This is a genomic window from Campylobacter sp. LR291e (assembly GCF_008633915.1).
GTDB lineage: Bacteria > Campylobacterota > Campylobacteria > Campylobacterales > Campylobacteraceae > Campylobacter_D.
In genome coordinates this window covers 127,669-143,633 of the sequence record NZ_VJNV01000035.1, presented here as the reverse complement: position 1 = coordinate 143,633, position 15,965 = coordinate 127,669, and the positions used below count along the sequence as shown (strand labels likewise).

Below are 15,965 nucleotides of genomic sequence, written 5' to 3'. Positions count from 1 at the left end.
TGAAAAAATTTGCTACAATGCTTTTTTATTTTTTTAAAGAAGTGTTGTATGATTTTTTTAATCCCTATTCTTATAATTATTGCAATTTTATTTGGCATAGATTATTTATATTTTAATGATGATAAAAATACAAACAAAACAAAACAAGAATTAAATATTAGCATTGATGATGAAAAACAAAAACATATTAAAGAACTTTTTAAAAAGCAGTAATTTTTTGATTTATTAAATTAAATTTGATAAAATAAGATTTAAATTTATTTAATGGAAAATAATGAAAAATACTATCACAGAGGCTTCAATTTACGAGGCACAGGGCTTAAAACAAGAGGCCTTAGAAATTTATAAAAATATACTAAAAAAAGACCCGAATAATCAAAATGCAATTGATGCTATTCGTCGTTTAAGTGGCTTTCGCTCAAAACATGAAGATTTAAATATACAAATGCTTGATTTTTTTATAAAAATGAAAAGCGAAAAAGAAATTAGTGAATTTAAAAGGTGGTTGATTAGGATATGAAAAAGGATTTACGAGATTTAGCAAAGCAAACTATTAGCGAAGTTGAGTTGCACGAGGCAAAAAGAAAAAGTGAGCTTGAGTTAAAAGAAGAAAATAAAAAAAAAGAGGAATTAAGGCTTAAAGAAGAAAGACTAAGAAAAGAACAAATTCAAAGACTTGAAGAAGCTAAAAAGGCTGAAAGTGTAAAAAAAGAAATTCAACTTGAAAAGCCTATTTTGCCTAAGATAGAAGATGAGATTCAAGTACTTGAAAGTGAAATTTTAAATCCTAGTATCACAGAACAGGTCCAAGTTTCAAAAGAAGATATGTTTTTAAGAAATCTTAGAGAAAGGATTTTAGTGCTTTTTGAGGGTTTAAATAGCGTTGAAAAGGATCAATTAGAACAGAGATTGCAACTTACTACGAATTTTTTAGAGTTTTTACTTGCAAATATCGAAGATAAGCTTAAAGACTAAACCCGAACTTGCCTTTATACGTGATTTTTTAAGATCCTATACAAAAAGGGCTTTTTTGGTTGGGGGCAGTGTAAGGGACTTGTTTTTAGGCTTAGAGGTAAATGACTTTGATATAGAACTTTATGATTTAAGCATTGAAGATTTTGAAAAGCTTATGCAAAAGCTTGGAGCAAAGGGCTTTGGAAAAAGCTTTTTTGTGTATAAGTTTGAAAATTTTGATCTATCCCTAGCAAGAATTGAAAATAAAATTTCTTACGGGCATAAGGGCTTTGAAGTTAGCCTTTGTCAAGATGAAAAAATAGCAGCAAAAAGGCGAGATTTTAGTATAAATGCTTTAATGATAAATATTTTTAATGATGAATTACTAGATTTTTATAACGGGCTTAATGACCTTCAAAATGGCATTTTAAGGCATATTGATGATGATAGTTTTAAAGAAGATAGTTTAAGAATTTTAAGGGCTATTTATTTTGTATCGCGTTTTAATTTTGATATAAATGATTTAAGTTTAAAATTAATGCAAAGTATGGATATATCGGACTTAAGTTTGGATAGAATAAATAGCGAACTTTATAAATTTTTTAAAGGACAATACCTTTCAAAGGCCTTTTTTTACTTGCAAAAATTAAATTTAGAAAAAAGGCTTTTTAACCTTGATACAAATGATGAAAATTTTATAATCTTACTTGAAAAATATAGAAAATTTATTAAAGATGATAGCTTTTTTTTATATTTTTACCTAAATTATTTTAATATAAATAAGAAAAATTTTTTTAAAAGAACAAGGCTTAAAAATTCTTATTTAAAGGCAAGTTACGAGCCTTTTTTTAAAGATGATATGAGCGATTTTGATTTTATGAAAATTTCTACTCTAATGCCTTTAAAAACATGGCTTGGACTTTGGGATGAAGAAAGGATTAAAAGGGCTAGGGAGTTAAAAATTTATAACGAGAGTTTTAAAAGTGAAATTTCTTCACAAAGTTTAATGCAGCAGGGCTTTTATGGTAAAATGTTAGGCGAAAAACTTGCTAGTTTAAAGGAACTTGAACTAAAAAATTATTTAAAAAAATTTAAGGATTAATGATGATTTATATATTAAAAATTTGCACAAATGATGAAAAAGGCTTGATATATAGAATTTCTGATGTGATTTTTAAATATCATATAAATATTATTAAAAATGATGAATTTGTCGGTGAAAATATGTTTTTTTTTAGGGCTATTTTAGAAGGGGACTTTGATAAGGATGCTTTTATTGGGACTTTAAGTGCAATGTTGCCTGCAAATTCAAAGATTGAAGTACATTTAAAAGTTAAAAAAAATATTGTTGTTTTTGCAACTAAAGAAAGCCATTGTTTAGGGGATTTGTTAATAAGGCATTATAGTGATGAGTTAGGGGCAAACATTAAAGCTGTTATTTCAAATCATGAAGTTTTAGCTAATTTAGTAAAAAAATTTGATATAGATTTTCATAGTATAAAAAGTGAGAATTTAGACAGACAAAGCCACGAAGAACTTATTTTACAATGCTTAAAAGAATATGACTTTGATTATTTGATTTTAGCAAAGTATATGAGAATTTTATCGCCAAATTTTGTTAGTCATTTTGAAGGAAAAATTATAAATATACACCATTCTTTTTTACCTGCTTTTATAGGTGCAAACCCTTATAAACAAGCCTTTGAAAGAGGAGTAAAGATAATAGGGGCTACGGCTCACTTTGTAAATAATAACCTAGATGAAGGTCCTATTATAACCCAAGATGTTTTATCGATTAATCATGAATTTAGCTGGCAAGATATGCAACAAGCTGGGCGAAATGTAGAAAAAAATGTACTTTCAAAGGCCTTAGATTTAGTCTTTGATGATAGAATTTTTATTTTTCAAAATAAGACTATTATTTTTTAATTTTTTATAAGAGAATTTTTGATAAAATCAACGTTTATTTTTTTATGAAAGGACAAAAGATGTTAGAAGGTATCGTTAGAGAGAGTATCGGTAGAAAAGCTTCTAAGGCTTTAAAAAGAGATGGTTATCTAATCGCAAACATCTATGGAAAAGGCTTAGACAATATCAATGCAGCCTTTAAAGTAAATGACTTTATCAAAGAAGTGCGTAAAAAAACTACTTTAGCCTTTGATGTAAAGATAGGAGATAAGGTTTTAAATGTGGTTGTAGTTGACTATCAAAAAAACCCTGTTACAAGCGATTTAAAGCATGTTGATTTAAAGGTAGCTCAAAAGGGCGTTGTTTCTAAATATATGATACCTGTTAAGGTAGTAGGAACTGCGATAGGGCTTAAAAATAAGGGTGTTTTAATACAATCAAAACGTAGATTAAAGGTAAAATGCACAGCTGAGGATTTACCAAATTTCTTTGAACTTGATGTAAGTAAATTAGATGTTGGAGATGCCTTACTTGTAAGAGATGTCGTAGCTCCAAAGGGTGTAAGCATAATAGACGCACAAAGGGTAGCTGTAGTTGGCGTAGAAAAAGCTAGATGATTTTAGTCGCAGGACTTGGCAATATAGGCAAGGAGTATGAAAATACTCGCCATAATGCCGGTTTTATGCTTGTGGATTTGTTTTTAGAAAATTCACAAGCTCCTATAATCTCAAATTCCAAATTTCAAGGCGAAGTTAGAAAGTTAAATTCCACTCTTTTTTTAAAGCCTCACACTTATATGAATTTATCAGGCAAAAGTATTAAAGCCGTATATGATTTTTACAAATGTCAAAGACTTATAGTAATACACGATGATATAGATTTAAGCTTGGGTACCTTGAAATTTAAAAAGGGTGGAGGCAATGGTGGGCACAATGGGCTTAAAAATATAGACTTGCTTTTGGGAAATAGTTACGAGCGAATTCGCATAGGCATAGGTAAAAATGACAATGTTTTAAACTATGTTTTGGGCGAGTTTAAAGAAGAAGAAAAGAAAATTTTAGCCCCTGTTTTAGAAGCAGCTTGCAAGGCCTTAAATGAGCTTTTAAAAAATGATGATTTAGCTTATATTGCTTCTAAATTTAGCTTAAGGGCTAAAAAGGAAGTTTAAGCATTAAAAACTTTCATACTTACAAAATATTGTATTTTCTATGCTAAGATTTACAAAAATCTTTAAAGTGTTGTAAATGTGGATATTTTTTCGTTTTATTTCAAGTATTTATCTTAAAAATTTTTTCATACTTTTTTTTGCTTTGCTTGGTTTTTATTGTGGTATTGATTTACTTTTAAATTTTAAAGACTTACCAAATTCGGCAAACTTAGGCCTACTTTACACGCTTTTTTTGGCCTTTAGTGCAATTACTTATGTTTTACCTATATCTTTGATTTTTGCCCTTGTTTTATCCTTGCTTAATATGATAAGAAACAATGAATTTGTAAGCCTTTACGCTTTGGGGCTTAGTAAAAATTTGGTGATTATTTTTCCCTTTATTTGGGCGATAATTTTTTGTTTTATATATATTATCTCAAATTTTACCCCCTTTGCTTATGCAAATGATTATAAAAGAAATATATTAAAAAATGGCACTTTAAGTAAGCAAAGTACTGACCTTTTTTTAAAATTTGATGATAGCTTTATTTATATTTCTAGCTTAAATGAACAAAATACATTAAACGAGGTTAAAATTTTTAATATTAAAGATTTAAATTTAAGCTCTTTTATAGTGGCTAAAAAGGCTGTTTTTAAAGATGAAACCTGGACCTTAAAAGAAACAAATGCTACTAGCTTACCAGACACGTTTTTACTTGGTGAAAATGGCTTTGTTAAGGAAAATTTTGAAAGTATATCAGGGCTTGTTGGTTTTAAACCAAAGATTATTGAAAATGTGGCAAATAACCGCGATTCTTCCATTAAAGATAGCCTTGAAAGCCTTATTTTATTTAAAGAACAAGGTATTAACATTAATGCTATTAAAATCTCGCTTTACAAGCAAATTTTTACGCCCTTTTTTGCCCCTTTTTTAATGTTAATAATGTATTATTTTTTTCCTATTATTAGTAGATTTTTTAATCTCGCCTTTGTAGCCTTTGTAGCCTTTATCGTAACCTTTGCTGTGTGGGGTACTTTATTTATAGCTATGCGTCTTAGTGAAAATGGCGTGATAGCTTCTGAACTTGCCATTGTTTTACCTATACTTTGCCTTGGATTTTTTGCCTTTTTTATTTTTTATAAGCATCGCTAAGTTTTTTTATAGTAAAATTACAATTTTTAAGGATTAACAATGGATTATAAAGCTTTAAGAGATACTTATCAAACCCCCTTTTATATATATGATTTTGACGCTATAAAAGAAAGATTTTTACATTTAAAAGAAGCCTTTAAGGCAAGAAAATCACAAATTTTTTATGCCCTAAAGGCTAATTCAAATTTAAGCCTTTTAGCACATTTAGTAAGACTTGATAGTGGCTTTGATTGCGTTAGTATAGGCGAAGTAAAAAGGGCCTTAAGGGCAGGTGCAAAGCCTTATAAAATAATATTTAGTGGGGTTGGAAAAAGTGAAAGTGAGCTTAAAGAGGCCCTAAATTTAGATATTTTATATATAAATTTGGAAAGTGATGCTGAAATGCTAGTGCTAGAAAAGGTAGCAAAAGCCTTAAATTTAAAGGCTAGAATTAGCATTCGTGTTAATCCAAATGTAGATGCAAAAACTCACCCTTATATTGCTACTGGCTTAAATGAAAATAAATTTGGCGTTAAGCTTGAAGTGGCTAAAAAAATGTATCTTTACGCACAAAATAGCGATTTTTTAGAACCTGTTGGTATTCATTTTCATATAGGTTCTCAACTCCTTGACACAAGCCCTATAATAGAAGCAGCAAAGATTATAGCCTCCTTGGTTAGGGAACTAAAATCAGCTAATATTGAGCTTAAATTCTTTGATGTAGGTGGGGGTTTGGGCGTTGTTTATGAAAACGAACAAGAACCAGATTTATACGAGTACGCACAAGGAATTTTATCTTGCTTAAATGGGCTTGATGTAACCATTTGTGTAGAACCTGGACGTTTTTTAGTGGCAAAAAGTGGGGAATTAGTAAGTAGCGTTTTATATGAAAAAATCACTCCTTCTAAAAGATTTATTATAGTTGATGCTGCTATGAATGATTTAATAAGACCTAGCTTGTACGAGGCCTATCACGAAATAGTTTTACCCTATAATGATAATGAAAAAAGTCTTTGTGATGTGGTGGGTGGAATTTGTGAAAGTGGGGATTTTTTTGCTAAGGATAGAATGCTACCAAAGAGTAAGAGTGGGGATATTTTAGTGATTAAAAATAGTGGGGCGTATGGCTTTAGTATGAGTAGTAATTATAACTCACGTCCTAGAGTTTGCGAACTAGCCATTGAAGATAAAAAAGTAAGATTAATAAGAAGAAGGGAGAGTTTTGAGGACTTAATAGCTTTAGAACTTTTAGGGAGTAAAATTTAATTGAAAGATTGTAAGTCTTATTTAGAAACCATACTTGAAAAAAGTGAAAAGTATTTAAAAAAACATTTTAAAGCAAAAGAATATAAAGATTTTTTGCAAAGTATTTCTTATATAAAAAATATAAAAGATAAAAAAGAAGTTGTTAAATTTTTTGAAAAGCACTATTATAAATTTATAAAAGAACTTTATCAAGCACAATATAAATACGATGAAAAATTAGAAAATTTTTTACAAGAAAAAGAAGATAAAAAGATTATTTGGGGAGATTGTTTAAGGGCTTTAAGGCTTATGAAAAGTGAAAGTATATCTTGCATGGTAACTTCTCCTCCTTATTATAACGCAAGAAACTATGCTAAATGGAAAAATTTAGATGAATATTTTAAGGATATGGAAAAAATTTTAAAAGAGTGTTATAGGGTTTTGGATAATCACCGAGTTTTTGTATTTAATGTTGGTGATATATTCGACAATGACAATTTATTTACAAGTTCTACTTGGGGAAAAAGACGTTTACCACTTGGGGCGTATTTTATAATCTTATTTGAAAAAATAGGTTTTACCTTTGTAGATGATATTATTTGGGACAAAGGAGAGGTGCAAAGTCAAAGGCATAAAAATGGCAACAAGCCTTATCCATACTATCAATATCCTATGAATTGTTATGAGCATATTTTGATTTTCCATAAACACAGATTAGATGAAAATCGCTATCCTTGTCCAGTTTGTGGTTGTTTGCAAGTTAATGGCAATGCTTATACAGAAAGAGGTTTGAAAAGTTGGGAGTGTAAAAATTTAGATTGCTTTGAAAGAAGTAAGGCAAATAGGGGCAAAAGATTTAGTGCAAAAACCTTTATCACTCAAAATGATGAAAATAATATTAAAAATGAGATTAGCAAAGATTTTATTTATGCTTGGCGTAGGGATATTAAAAAAATAAATCCTGTGATTAAGATAAATTCTAAGGGACAAAATATCTTAGGACATAGTGCCCCTTTTCCAACGCAAATTCCAGAATTTGCCGTAAGAATGTTTAGCTATAAAGGTGAAAGAGTCTTAGACCCCTTTGCCGGTCTTGGTACAAGTATAATAGTGGCAAGTAAGCTAGGACGCGTAGGAATAGGAATTGAACGCGATTTAAGTACAAAAGAATATGTTTATAATTTTTTAGGCAAAGAAAATTTAAAAGAATTTATTTTATGAGCGAAAATATAGATAAGAAAAAACAAGTTATTGGACTTTATGGTGAAATGCAACTTGCAATGAAACTTCACGCACTAGGTTGGCAAGTACATAGAAGTTATATTGATGAGGGCATAGATTTTGTAATTTCAAAATATTTTTGCAAAAAATGTAATAAATTTAGCAATCAATTTATAAGACAAGTACAATACGAAGGAAAGAATTCAAAATGCGTTACAAATTTATGCGAGTTTTGTAAAATACAAAAACTAGATATTATCACAAAGTATTTACAGGTAAAAACTAGCGAAGGAAAACCTACCAATGAAGAAACAATAAGAATGTTTAGTTTTCATCCAAAAATTCGCTATGATTTAGATAGAAATGTTTTTTATGTGTGGACTGCTGTTTTTGGGGAAGATGATTTACAAAAAGCTACTATACATTATTATATTTTTAATACAGATGAAGTTTGTAAATTTGATAATTTAGCCTTAGATACCTATCAAATAACTGATAATCAAAAAACAAGTTTGCGTATAAATTTACAAGGAAAAGTGTTAAATAGTAGTAAAAAATACAGCTATGAGTGTTTTAAAGATTTTCATAATAATTTTATGATTTTAGAAAAAGTTGATTATTAAAATTTCACTACAAATTTTTACGCCTTTGCGAGTATTTTTAAAATTATTCTTATCAATTAAATATTTACAAGTTAGCAATAAACAAAATTTAACAAATAGCTTGATACAATAGCGAAAATTTTTGATTGTTTTAAGGATTAAAATGCAAGAAAGAATTGATTATATAGTTAAAATTTTAGATGAAAAAAAGGCTGAGGATATTCAAATTTTTGATATGCAAGAGTATTTTGTAAAATTTGTAATTATTGCTACTACCTTGGGCGAAAAACATGCTTTGGGCTTGGTTGATGAGCTTAAAGAAAAATTAAAGGCAAAAAATGAGCAGTTTTTAGCCATCGAAAGTGGCGAAGAATGGTGTGTGCTTGACCTTGGTGATATATTAATTCATCTTTTAACGCCTGTAAAAAGAGAACTTTTTAAGATAGAAGAACTTTTAGAAAGTTTAAAGAAAAAACAAAATTAATTATTTTTTAAAGGAAAAAATTATGGAAAAAATATTATTTATAGACAGAGATGGAACACTTATAAAAGAACCAAAGGATAATTTTCAAGTAGATAGCCTTGAAAAATTAAGCTTTGAAAAAGGGGCTATAAAGGCATTAATGAGACTTAAAAATTTCGGTTTTAAATTCGTTCTTGTTAGCAATCAAGACGGGCTTGGGACCTCTTCGTTTGCTTTGCAAGATTTTAAACTTCCGCAAGAAAAAATGCTTGAAATTTTAAAAACTTGCGATATAGAATTTAAGGATATTTTTATTTGTTCTCATTTTGAAAATGAAAATTGTGAGTGTAGAAAGCCTAAAACAGCCTTGCTTAATGAGTATATTAAATTTAATCTTTTTGATAAAGACCAAAGTTTTGTAATAGGCGATAGGGACACTGATATGATACTGGCTTCAAATTTAGGCATTAAAGGGCTTAAATATGGAGAAAAAAGCTGGGATGATATTACAAATGAAATTTTATCTTCTTTTAGAATGGCAAATATTACTAGAAAGACAAAGGAAACTGATATTAATGTTAAACTTTGCCTAAATGGTGGCAAAATAAGTATTAACACGGATATAGGTTTTTTTGACCATTTATTAGAACAAATCGCTGTTCATTCTGGCATAGGGCTTGAAATTTCTTGTAATGGTGATTTGCACATAGATGAACACCATAGCGTTGAAGATGTTGCCCTTGCACTTGGAACTGCCATAAAAAAGGCCTTAGGTGATAAGATAGGCATCGGGCGATATGGCTTTGTTTTGCCTATGGATGAGAGTTTGGCAAGTTGTGCTATTGATTTTTGCAATCGCCCACATTTAGTTTATAAGGCTAAATTTAAAAAGCAAAAATTAGGCAAACTTAGTACAGAAATGATTTATCATTTTTTCTATTCCCTTGCTTATTCAATGGGTGCTAGTTTGCATTTAAAGGTTAAAGGCAAAAACGAACACCATAAGGCAGAAGGCTTATTTAAGGCGTTTGCAAGAGCTTTTAAAATGGCTATTAAAATAGAAAATGAAAAGCTTTCAAGTTCAAAGGGCGTTTTATAAATTTTTTATATTTTTTTTCTAAATCCCTTTAAAATACTTAAATTCTAACTATTTAACGCATAATCCTTTATTTAAATTTCAATTTAAATTTTTAATTTTTAAAATAAAGGGCTAATTATTATTTAAATTTTTGTGTAAATTTTTAATAATACAAAAATATTTTTTTAATTTATTTATTTTTAATATAAAAAATCTTGCTAAATTAAAAAAATATGTGTATAATTTCAAAACAAATTAACACAAGGAGATAAAATGCAAGTAGATAATATCCTTGATAATAACAAAGATATAGGACTTTATAGCCCAAGATACGAACATGATGCCTGTGGTATAGCTGCGGTTGCAAATATTAGAGGTATGGCTAGTTATAAGGTGGTTTGTGATGCCTTAGAAATTTTAATGCAGCTTGAACACAGAGGTGGGGCTGGTGCAGAAGAAAATTCAGGCGATGGGGCTGGTATTTTAATACAAATTCCACATGATTTTTTCTTAACCCAAGAATTAGGTTTTGTTTTGCCTCAAAGGGGCAATTATGGGGTTGCACAAATGTTTTTATCTCCAAATTTTGCCGCAAAAGAAGAAGCTAAAGAAATTTTTTTACAAGCTTTAAAAGACATAAATGTTGAGTTTTTAGGCTTTAGAGAGGTGCCTGTTAATCCAAGCGATTTAGGGGCAACTGCACTAAAGGCCATGCCTTATTTTTTACAAGCCTTTGTTAAAAAGCCTGATAATATACAAAGTGGCATTGAATTTGAGCGTTTACTTTATAAATTGCGTCGTTTGATTGAAAAACGTACCTTTAATGTGCCAAAATTTTATTTTTCTAGTTTTTCATCGCGTACTATTGTTTATAAGGGAATGTTACTTTCTACTCAATTAAGTGATTTTTACCTAGATTTTAAAGATGTAAATATGAAAAGTGCAATAGCCCTTGTTCATTCTCGTTTTTCTACAAATACCTTCCCAAGCTGGGAAAGGGCACACCCAAATAGATATATGGTGCATAATGGAGAGATTAATACAATCCATGGTAATGTCCATAATATCATGGCTAGAGAAGGGCTTATGCAAAGTGATTATTTTGAAGATTTACAAGATATCTTTCCTATAATAGCTAAGCCAAGTAGCGATTCTGCAATGTTTGATAATACCTTAGAATTTTTAGCTTTAAATGGTCGCACCTTAGAAGAGGCCTTTATGATGATGGTACCTGAACCTTGGCATAAAAATAGCACAATGGGGCCTAAAAAAAGGGCCTTTTATGAATATAATTCTATGTTAATGGAACCATGGGACGGCCCTGCTGCAATTATCTTTACAGATGGCATCGTAATGGGTGCTAGTCTTGATAGAAACGGCTTTCGCCCAAGTAGGTATTATCTAACAAAGGATGATTTTTTAATACTTTCAAGTGAAACAGGGGCCTTAAAACTCGATGAAAAAAATATTAAGGCTAAAAAACGTTTAGAACCTGGAAAATTATTGCTTGTGGATACTGCAAGGGGTAGGCTAATAGCTGATGAAGAGTTAAAATCTCATTATGCAAATGCAAAGCCTTATGAAAAATGGCTTAAAAATTTAATACACCTTGATAAACAACATAGCAAAAATTATAAGCATGAATTTTTAAGCAAGGAAGAAGTACTAAGACTTCAAAAGGCCTTTGCTTATAATTATGATGAGTTAAGTCAAAGTATTTTACCTATGGCACAACACGGAAAAGAAGCCTTAGGGGCAATGGGCGTTGATACCCCATTAGCCGTGCTTTCAAAGCAATATCAACCCCTTTATAATTATTTTAAACAACTTTTCGCACAAGTTACAAATCCCCCACTTGATGCAATAAGAGAAGAAATAGTAACTTCTACTAGAATTTATTTAGGTAGAGAAGGAAATTTATTAAAGGCTGATGAAAATAACGCTAAAAGAGTGAAAATTTCACTGCCTATAATTAGCAATGAAGAACTTTTTGAGATAAGGTCTTTGAAGAAATTTCAAGTTAAGGAATTTTCTTTGCTTTATGATTATAATAAAAAATCGCTTGAAAATGCTTTAAGCGAGCTTTTTGAAAGGGTTGAAGAAGAGATTAAAAAGGGCGTTTCAATTATCATTTTAAGCGATAAGGGTGTAAATGCAAAAAATGCTTATATCCCTTCTTTATTAGCTGTTTCAGGTCTTCATAATTACCTAGTTAGAAAGTCCTTAAGAACACATGCTAGTATTATTATACAAACTGGTGAGGCTAGAGAAATTCATCATTTTGCTTGTTTGTTAGGATATGGGGCAACAGTTATTAATCCCTATTTAGTTTATGAAAGCATTTATCAATTAATAGAAAATAAAAATTTAAATTTAAGCTATGAAGATGCCATTTTAAATTTTATAAAGGCTAGTTCAAAGGGTATTGTTAAGATTGCCTCAAAAATGGGCGTTTCTACCTTGCAAAGCTATAATGGTTCAGCCCTTTTTGAATGCTTAGGTTTAAACTCACAAATGATAGATAAATACTTTACCCTTACAACTTCAAGGATTGAAGGCATTAGTTTGCAAGATTATGAAAAAGAATTGATTAATATACATAAAAACGCCTTTACTATGCCTTTAAAAGCACTTGATTCTATGGGCGTTCATGAGTTAAGGAGCCAAAAAGAAGAACACCTACTTGACCCTCTTGTGATTTTTCATTTGCAAAATTCTTGTAAAAATAATGATTATAAGGAATTTAAAAAGTATAGTGCTTTAATTGATAAAAAGCAGCTTAATCTTCGTTCTTTAATGGAATTTGATTTTAGCGAGGCTATTGATATTGAAAAGGTAGAAAGCGTTGAAAGTATAATGAAACGTTTTAAAACAGGGGCTATGAGTTATGGTTCTATCTCAAAAGAAGCCCATGAGTGCTTAGCAATGGCTATGAATTTAATAGGGGCAAAGAGCAATTCTGGCGAAGGTGGGGAGGATGAAAGTCGTTATGTAAATGATAAAAACTCAGCCATTAAGCAAGTAGCAAGTGGTCGTTTTGGCGTTGATTTAAATTATTTAGTACATGCTAAAGAAATTCAAATCAAAGTAGCACAAGGTGCAAAACCTGGCGAAGGCGGGCAATTAATGGGCTTTAAGGTTTATCCTTGGATAGCTAAGGCTAGGCATTCTACGCCGGGAGTTACTTTAATTTCTCCTCCACCTCACCATGATATTTATAGCATAGAGGACTTAGCTCAATTAATCTATGATTTAAAAAATGCTAATAAAGATGCAAAAATTTCAGTAAAACTTGTTAGTGAAAGTGGCATAGGAACCGTGGCTGCTGGGGTTGCAAAGGCCGGGGCGAATTTAATCTTAGTTTCAGGCTATGATGGAGGAACTGGGGCTAGTCCTAGAACTTCAATAGCAAATGCTGGAATTCCTTGGGAACTAGGACTTGCTGAAACTCATCAAACTTTAATTTTAAATAATCTAAGAGAAAGGGTACGCCTTGAAACAGATGGAAAATTAATGAATGGTAGGGATTTAGCCATTGCTGCATTGTTAGGGGCTGAGGAATTTGGTTTTGCGACTGCCCCTTTAATAGTTTTGGGTTGTACTATGATGAGAGTTTGCCATTTAAATACCTGTCCTTTCGGTATAGCGACGCAAGATACAAAGCTTAGGAATAGGTTTAAAGGAAAGGCTGAACATGTAGTAAATTTCATGCGTTTTATAGCACAAGATTTACGTGAATATATGGCAAGGCTTGGCTTTGAAAAGCTTGATGATATGATAGGTAGGGTTGATAAATTAAGACAAAAAGAAATACAAGGAAAGGCTAGTAAGATAAATTTAGATAGAATTTTAAAATCCTTGCCTACTTATAATAAAAATGCCGTGCATTTTCAAGGTTTTAAGGATAATAAGCTTGAAAAGACTATTGATTATAGAATTTTATTGCCACTTTGCAAGAGTGCTTTGGCAAAAAAAGAACCTATAAAATTATCCTTACAAGTTAGCAATCTAAGTAGGACCTTTGCTACCATGCTTTCAAGTGAAATTTTAAAGCATTATGGTAAGGATAGCCTTAAAGAAGATAGCATCCATATAAATGCTATAGGCAATGCTGGAAACAGCTTTGGGGCTTTTTTAGCAAGAGGAATTGTACTAGAAATAATAGGCGATAGCAATGATTATTTAGGTAAGGGCTTAAGTGGCGGTAAGATTATAGCAAGGATCTCACAAGATGCTACCTTTAGCCCCGAAGAAAATATAATAGCTGGTAATGCTTGTTTATATGGGGCTACTGAAGGCGAGGTGTATTTAGATGGCATTGCAGGAGAGAGATTTTGCGTTAGAAATTCAGGGGCAAAGGCCGTTGTTTTAGGAACTGGTGTTCATGGTTGTGAGTACATGACAGGAGGGCTTGTTGTGGTACTTGGTGATGTGGGTGTGAATTTTGGTGCTGGTATGAGTGGAGGAGAGGTCTTTATCTTTGGAAGGCATAATGAAGCTCATGTAAATACTGAACTTGTGGATATTAAGGCATTGAGTGCTAAGGATGAAAAGGTTTTAAAAGCCATGATTGAAAAGCATATTTTTTATACAAATTCTAAAAAGGCAAAAAATATCTTGCAAAAATTTGATAAAAAAGATTTTTTCAAGGTTATGCCAAGGGACTATGAAAAAATGCTTAAAATGCTTGAATTTTGTAAAAAAGAAGCAGACCCTGAACTTAGTGCTTTTTTAAAATTAAGCAAGAAAGGATAGAAAATGGGCAATATAAGAGGATTTTTAGATTTTAAAAGGGTGAATTTTAAAAAGCTTGATTCTAAGCAAAGAATTAAAAATTTCAAGGAATTTAGTCAGGCTTTAAGCAAGGAAGAACAAGAAATTCAAGGCGGAAGGTGCATGAATTGTGGGGTTGCTTTTTGTCAAGCTGGTTTAATCGAAGAAAACAAAGAAATAGGCTGTCCTTTGCGAAATTTAATCCCTGAATGGAATGATTTAATCTATAAGGGCTTATGGGAACAAGCTTATGAAAGACTTGATTTAACCAATCCTTTCCCTGAATTTACAGGCAGGGTTTGTCCTGCACCTTGTGAAGATTCTTGCGTTTGTGCTATAAATGGGGCTAGCGTTAGCATTAAAAATAATGAATTTGCTATTATTGAAAATGCTTTTAAGGAAAAATTTATAAAAATTTCAAAGCCAAATTTAAATGGTAAAAAAATGGCCATTGTAGGAAGTGGACCGGCTGGACTTGCCTGTGGATATCGCTTAAACGAACTTGGCTTTAAGGTCAGTATCTTTGAAAGAAGTGATAGGATAGGTGGGCTTTTAATGTATGGAATTCCTGATATGAAATTAGAAAAAAGCGTTATAAATAGGAGAGTTGAATTACTCAAAAAAAGTGGCATTGAGTTTCATTGTTCTTATGATATCAATAGCAAGGAAAAAGCAAATAAGCTTTTAAAAGATTATGATGGGGTTGTGCTTTGTACTGGTGCGAGTAAGGCTATTGATTTAAATATTAAGGGTAGGAATTTAAAAAATATCATGTTTGCTGTGGATTTTTTAACTATGAATACAAAGTCCTTACTAGATAAAAATGCACCAAATGATTTAGCTAAAAATAAGGATGTTTTGATTATAGGAAGTGGGGATACAAGTGTTGATTGCGTGGCAGTTGCACTAAGGCAGGGAGCAAAATCAATAACTCGCTTTGAAAGAAGTCCAAAAAGACCATTAAAAAGGGTCCAAAATAATCCTTGGCCTTTAAAGGCTGATATATTTAGTACTGATTATGGTTTAGAAGAAGCCATTGCTGTTTATGGCAAGGATGTTAGAATGTATCAAAAATTAACTAAGGAATTTGTGGGTGAAAATGGCTTTGTAAAGGGCGTTTATGCAAGTGATTTAAAAAGAGAAGCGATAAATTCAAAAATGGTAAATGTTGAAATTGCAAATTCAAGTAAATTTTATAAGGCTGATTTAATCTTGCTTGCTATGGGTTTTAGTGGCAGTGAAAATGAGCTTAAATCAAATTTTAATATTAAATTTGATGAAAAAAATAATATTTTAACAAATGATTATCAAACCTCTCATAAAAAAATCTTTGCTTGTGGTGATGCTAGAATGGGACAAGCTCTTGTCGTATGGGCTATAAAGGATGGCTTAGAATGTGCTAATAGTATTTATAAAAGCTTTTTTGCATAAAAGTGAAAGTT

At 30.8% G+C, this 15,965-nt stretch carries 15 protein-coding genes; all 15 read left to right on the top strand.

Annotated features, from left to right (window positions below):
• Positions 1-48: 48 nt before the first annotated feature.
• The 15 genes from FMM58_RS08820 (at position 49) to FMM58_RS08155 (ending at position 15,954) form a co-directional block, all read left to right on the top strand.
• Positions 49-213, top strand: coding sequence for a hypothetical protein (locus FMM58_RS08820; protein ID WP_190317976.1), 165 nt, complete (start codon positions 49-51; stop codon positions 211-213).
• 58 nt (positions 214-271) lie between these two features.
• Complete coding sequence (locus tag FMM58_RS08220; RefSeq protein WP_150140538.1) at positions 272-520, top strand: tetratricopeptide repeat protein; 249 nt, start codon at positions 272-274, stop codon at positions 518-520.
• Positions 517-975: a CiaD-like domain-containing protein gene (locus FMM58_RS08215; RefSeq protein WP_150180565.1), complete on the top strand. Its 459-nt coding sequence runs from the start codon at positions 517-519 to the stop codon at positions 973-975. Before FMM58_RS08220 ends, FMM58_RS08215 begins: the two co-directional genes overlap by 4 nt.
• Entirely contained in the window at positions 944-2,056 is a 1,113-nt protein-coding gene (locus tag FMM58_RS08210) for a CCA tRNA nucleotidyltransferase (RefSeq protein ID WP_150180564.1), read from the top strand. The genes FMM58_RS08215 and FMM58_RS08210 overlap by 32 nt, the downstream gene beginning before the upstream one ends.
• 2 nt (positions 2,057-2,058) lie before the next feature.
• Complete coding sequence (gene purU / locus FMM58_RS08205) at positions 2,059-2,883, top strand: formyltetrahydrofolate deformylase (RefSeq protein WP_150151172.1); 825 nt, start codon at positions 2,059-2,061, stop codon at positions 2,881-2,883.
• 59 nt (positions 2,884-2,942) lie between these two features.
• Complete coding sequence (locus tag FMM58_RS08200) at positions 2,943-3,479, top strand: 50S ribosomal protein L25/general stress protein Ctc (protein WP_150140546.1); 537 nt, start codon at positions 2,943-2,945, stop codon at positions 3,477-3,479.
• Entirely contained in the window at positions 3,476-4,030 is a 555-nt protein-coding gene (gene pth / locus FMM58_RS08195) for an aminoacyl-tRNA hydrolase (RefSeq protein ID WP_150140549.1), read from the top strand. The genes FMM58_RS08200 and pth overlap by 4 nt, the downstream gene beginning before the upstream one ends.
• Positions 4,031-4,106: 76 nt before the next feature.
• Positions 4,107-5,162 carry an LptF/LptG family permease gene (locus tag FMM58_RS08190; RefSeq protein WP_150140551.1) on the top strand — a complete coding sequence of 352 codons (1,056 nt, stop codon included), beginning with the start codon at positions 4,107-4,109 and terminating at the stop codon, positions 5,160-5,162.
• 39 nt (positions 5,163-5,201) lie between these two features.
• Positions 5,202-6,407: a diaminopimelate decarboxylase gene (lysA, locus tag FMM58_RS08185; RefSeq protein WP_150140553.1), complete on the top strand. Its 1,206-nt coding sequence runs from the start codon at positions 5,202-5,204 to the stop codon at positions 6,405-6,407.
• On the top strand, positions 6,408-7,607 hold the full coding sequence (locus FMM58_RS08180; protein WP_150140555.1) for a DNA-methyltransferase: 1,200 nt from the start codon (positions 6,408-6,410) through the stop codon (positions 7,605-7,607).
• Positions 7,604-8,230, top strand: a complete 627-nt coding sequence (locus FMM58_RS08175) for a hypothetical protein (protein ID WP_150140556.1) — start codon at positions 7,604-7,606, stop codon at positions 8,228-8,230. Before FMM58_RS08180 ends, FMM58_RS08175 begins: the two co-directional genes overlap by 4 nt.
• Before the next feature lie 142 nt (positions 8,231-8,372).
• The gene (rsfS, locus tag FMM58_RS08170) at positions 8,373-8,693 is read left to right on the top strand and encodes a ribosome silencing factor (RefSeq protein WP_150140558.1); all 321 of its coding nucleotides are present in this window, start codon (positions 8,373-8,375) and stop codon (positions 8,691-8,693) included.
• Between the two features lie 19 nt (positions 8,694-8,712).
• The gene (hisB, locus tag FMM58_RS08165; protein WP_150151169.1) at positions 8,713-9,771 is read left to right on the top strand and encodes a bifunctional histidinol-phosphatase/imidazoleglycerol-phosphate dehydratase HisB; all 1,059 of its coding nucleotides are present in this window, start codon (positions 8,713-8,715) and stop codon (positions 9,769-9,771) included.
• A 252-nt stretch (positions 9,772-10,023) separates the two neighbouring features.
• Positions 10,024-14,505 (top strand): glutamate synthase large subunit, encoded by a 4,482-nt coding sequence (gltB, locus tag FMM58_RS08160; protein ID WP_150140563.1) that lies wholly within the window; start codon positions 10,024-10,026, stop codon positions 14,503-14,505.
• A gap of 3 nt (positions 14,506-14,508) precedes the next feature.
• On the top strand, positions 14,509-15,954 hold the full coding sequence (locus FMM58_RS08155) for a glutamate synthase subunit beta (protein ID WP_150140565.1): 1,446 nt from the start codon (positions 14,509-14,511) through the stop codon (positions 15,952-15,954).
• Positions 15,955-15,965: the final 11 nt, after the last annotated feature.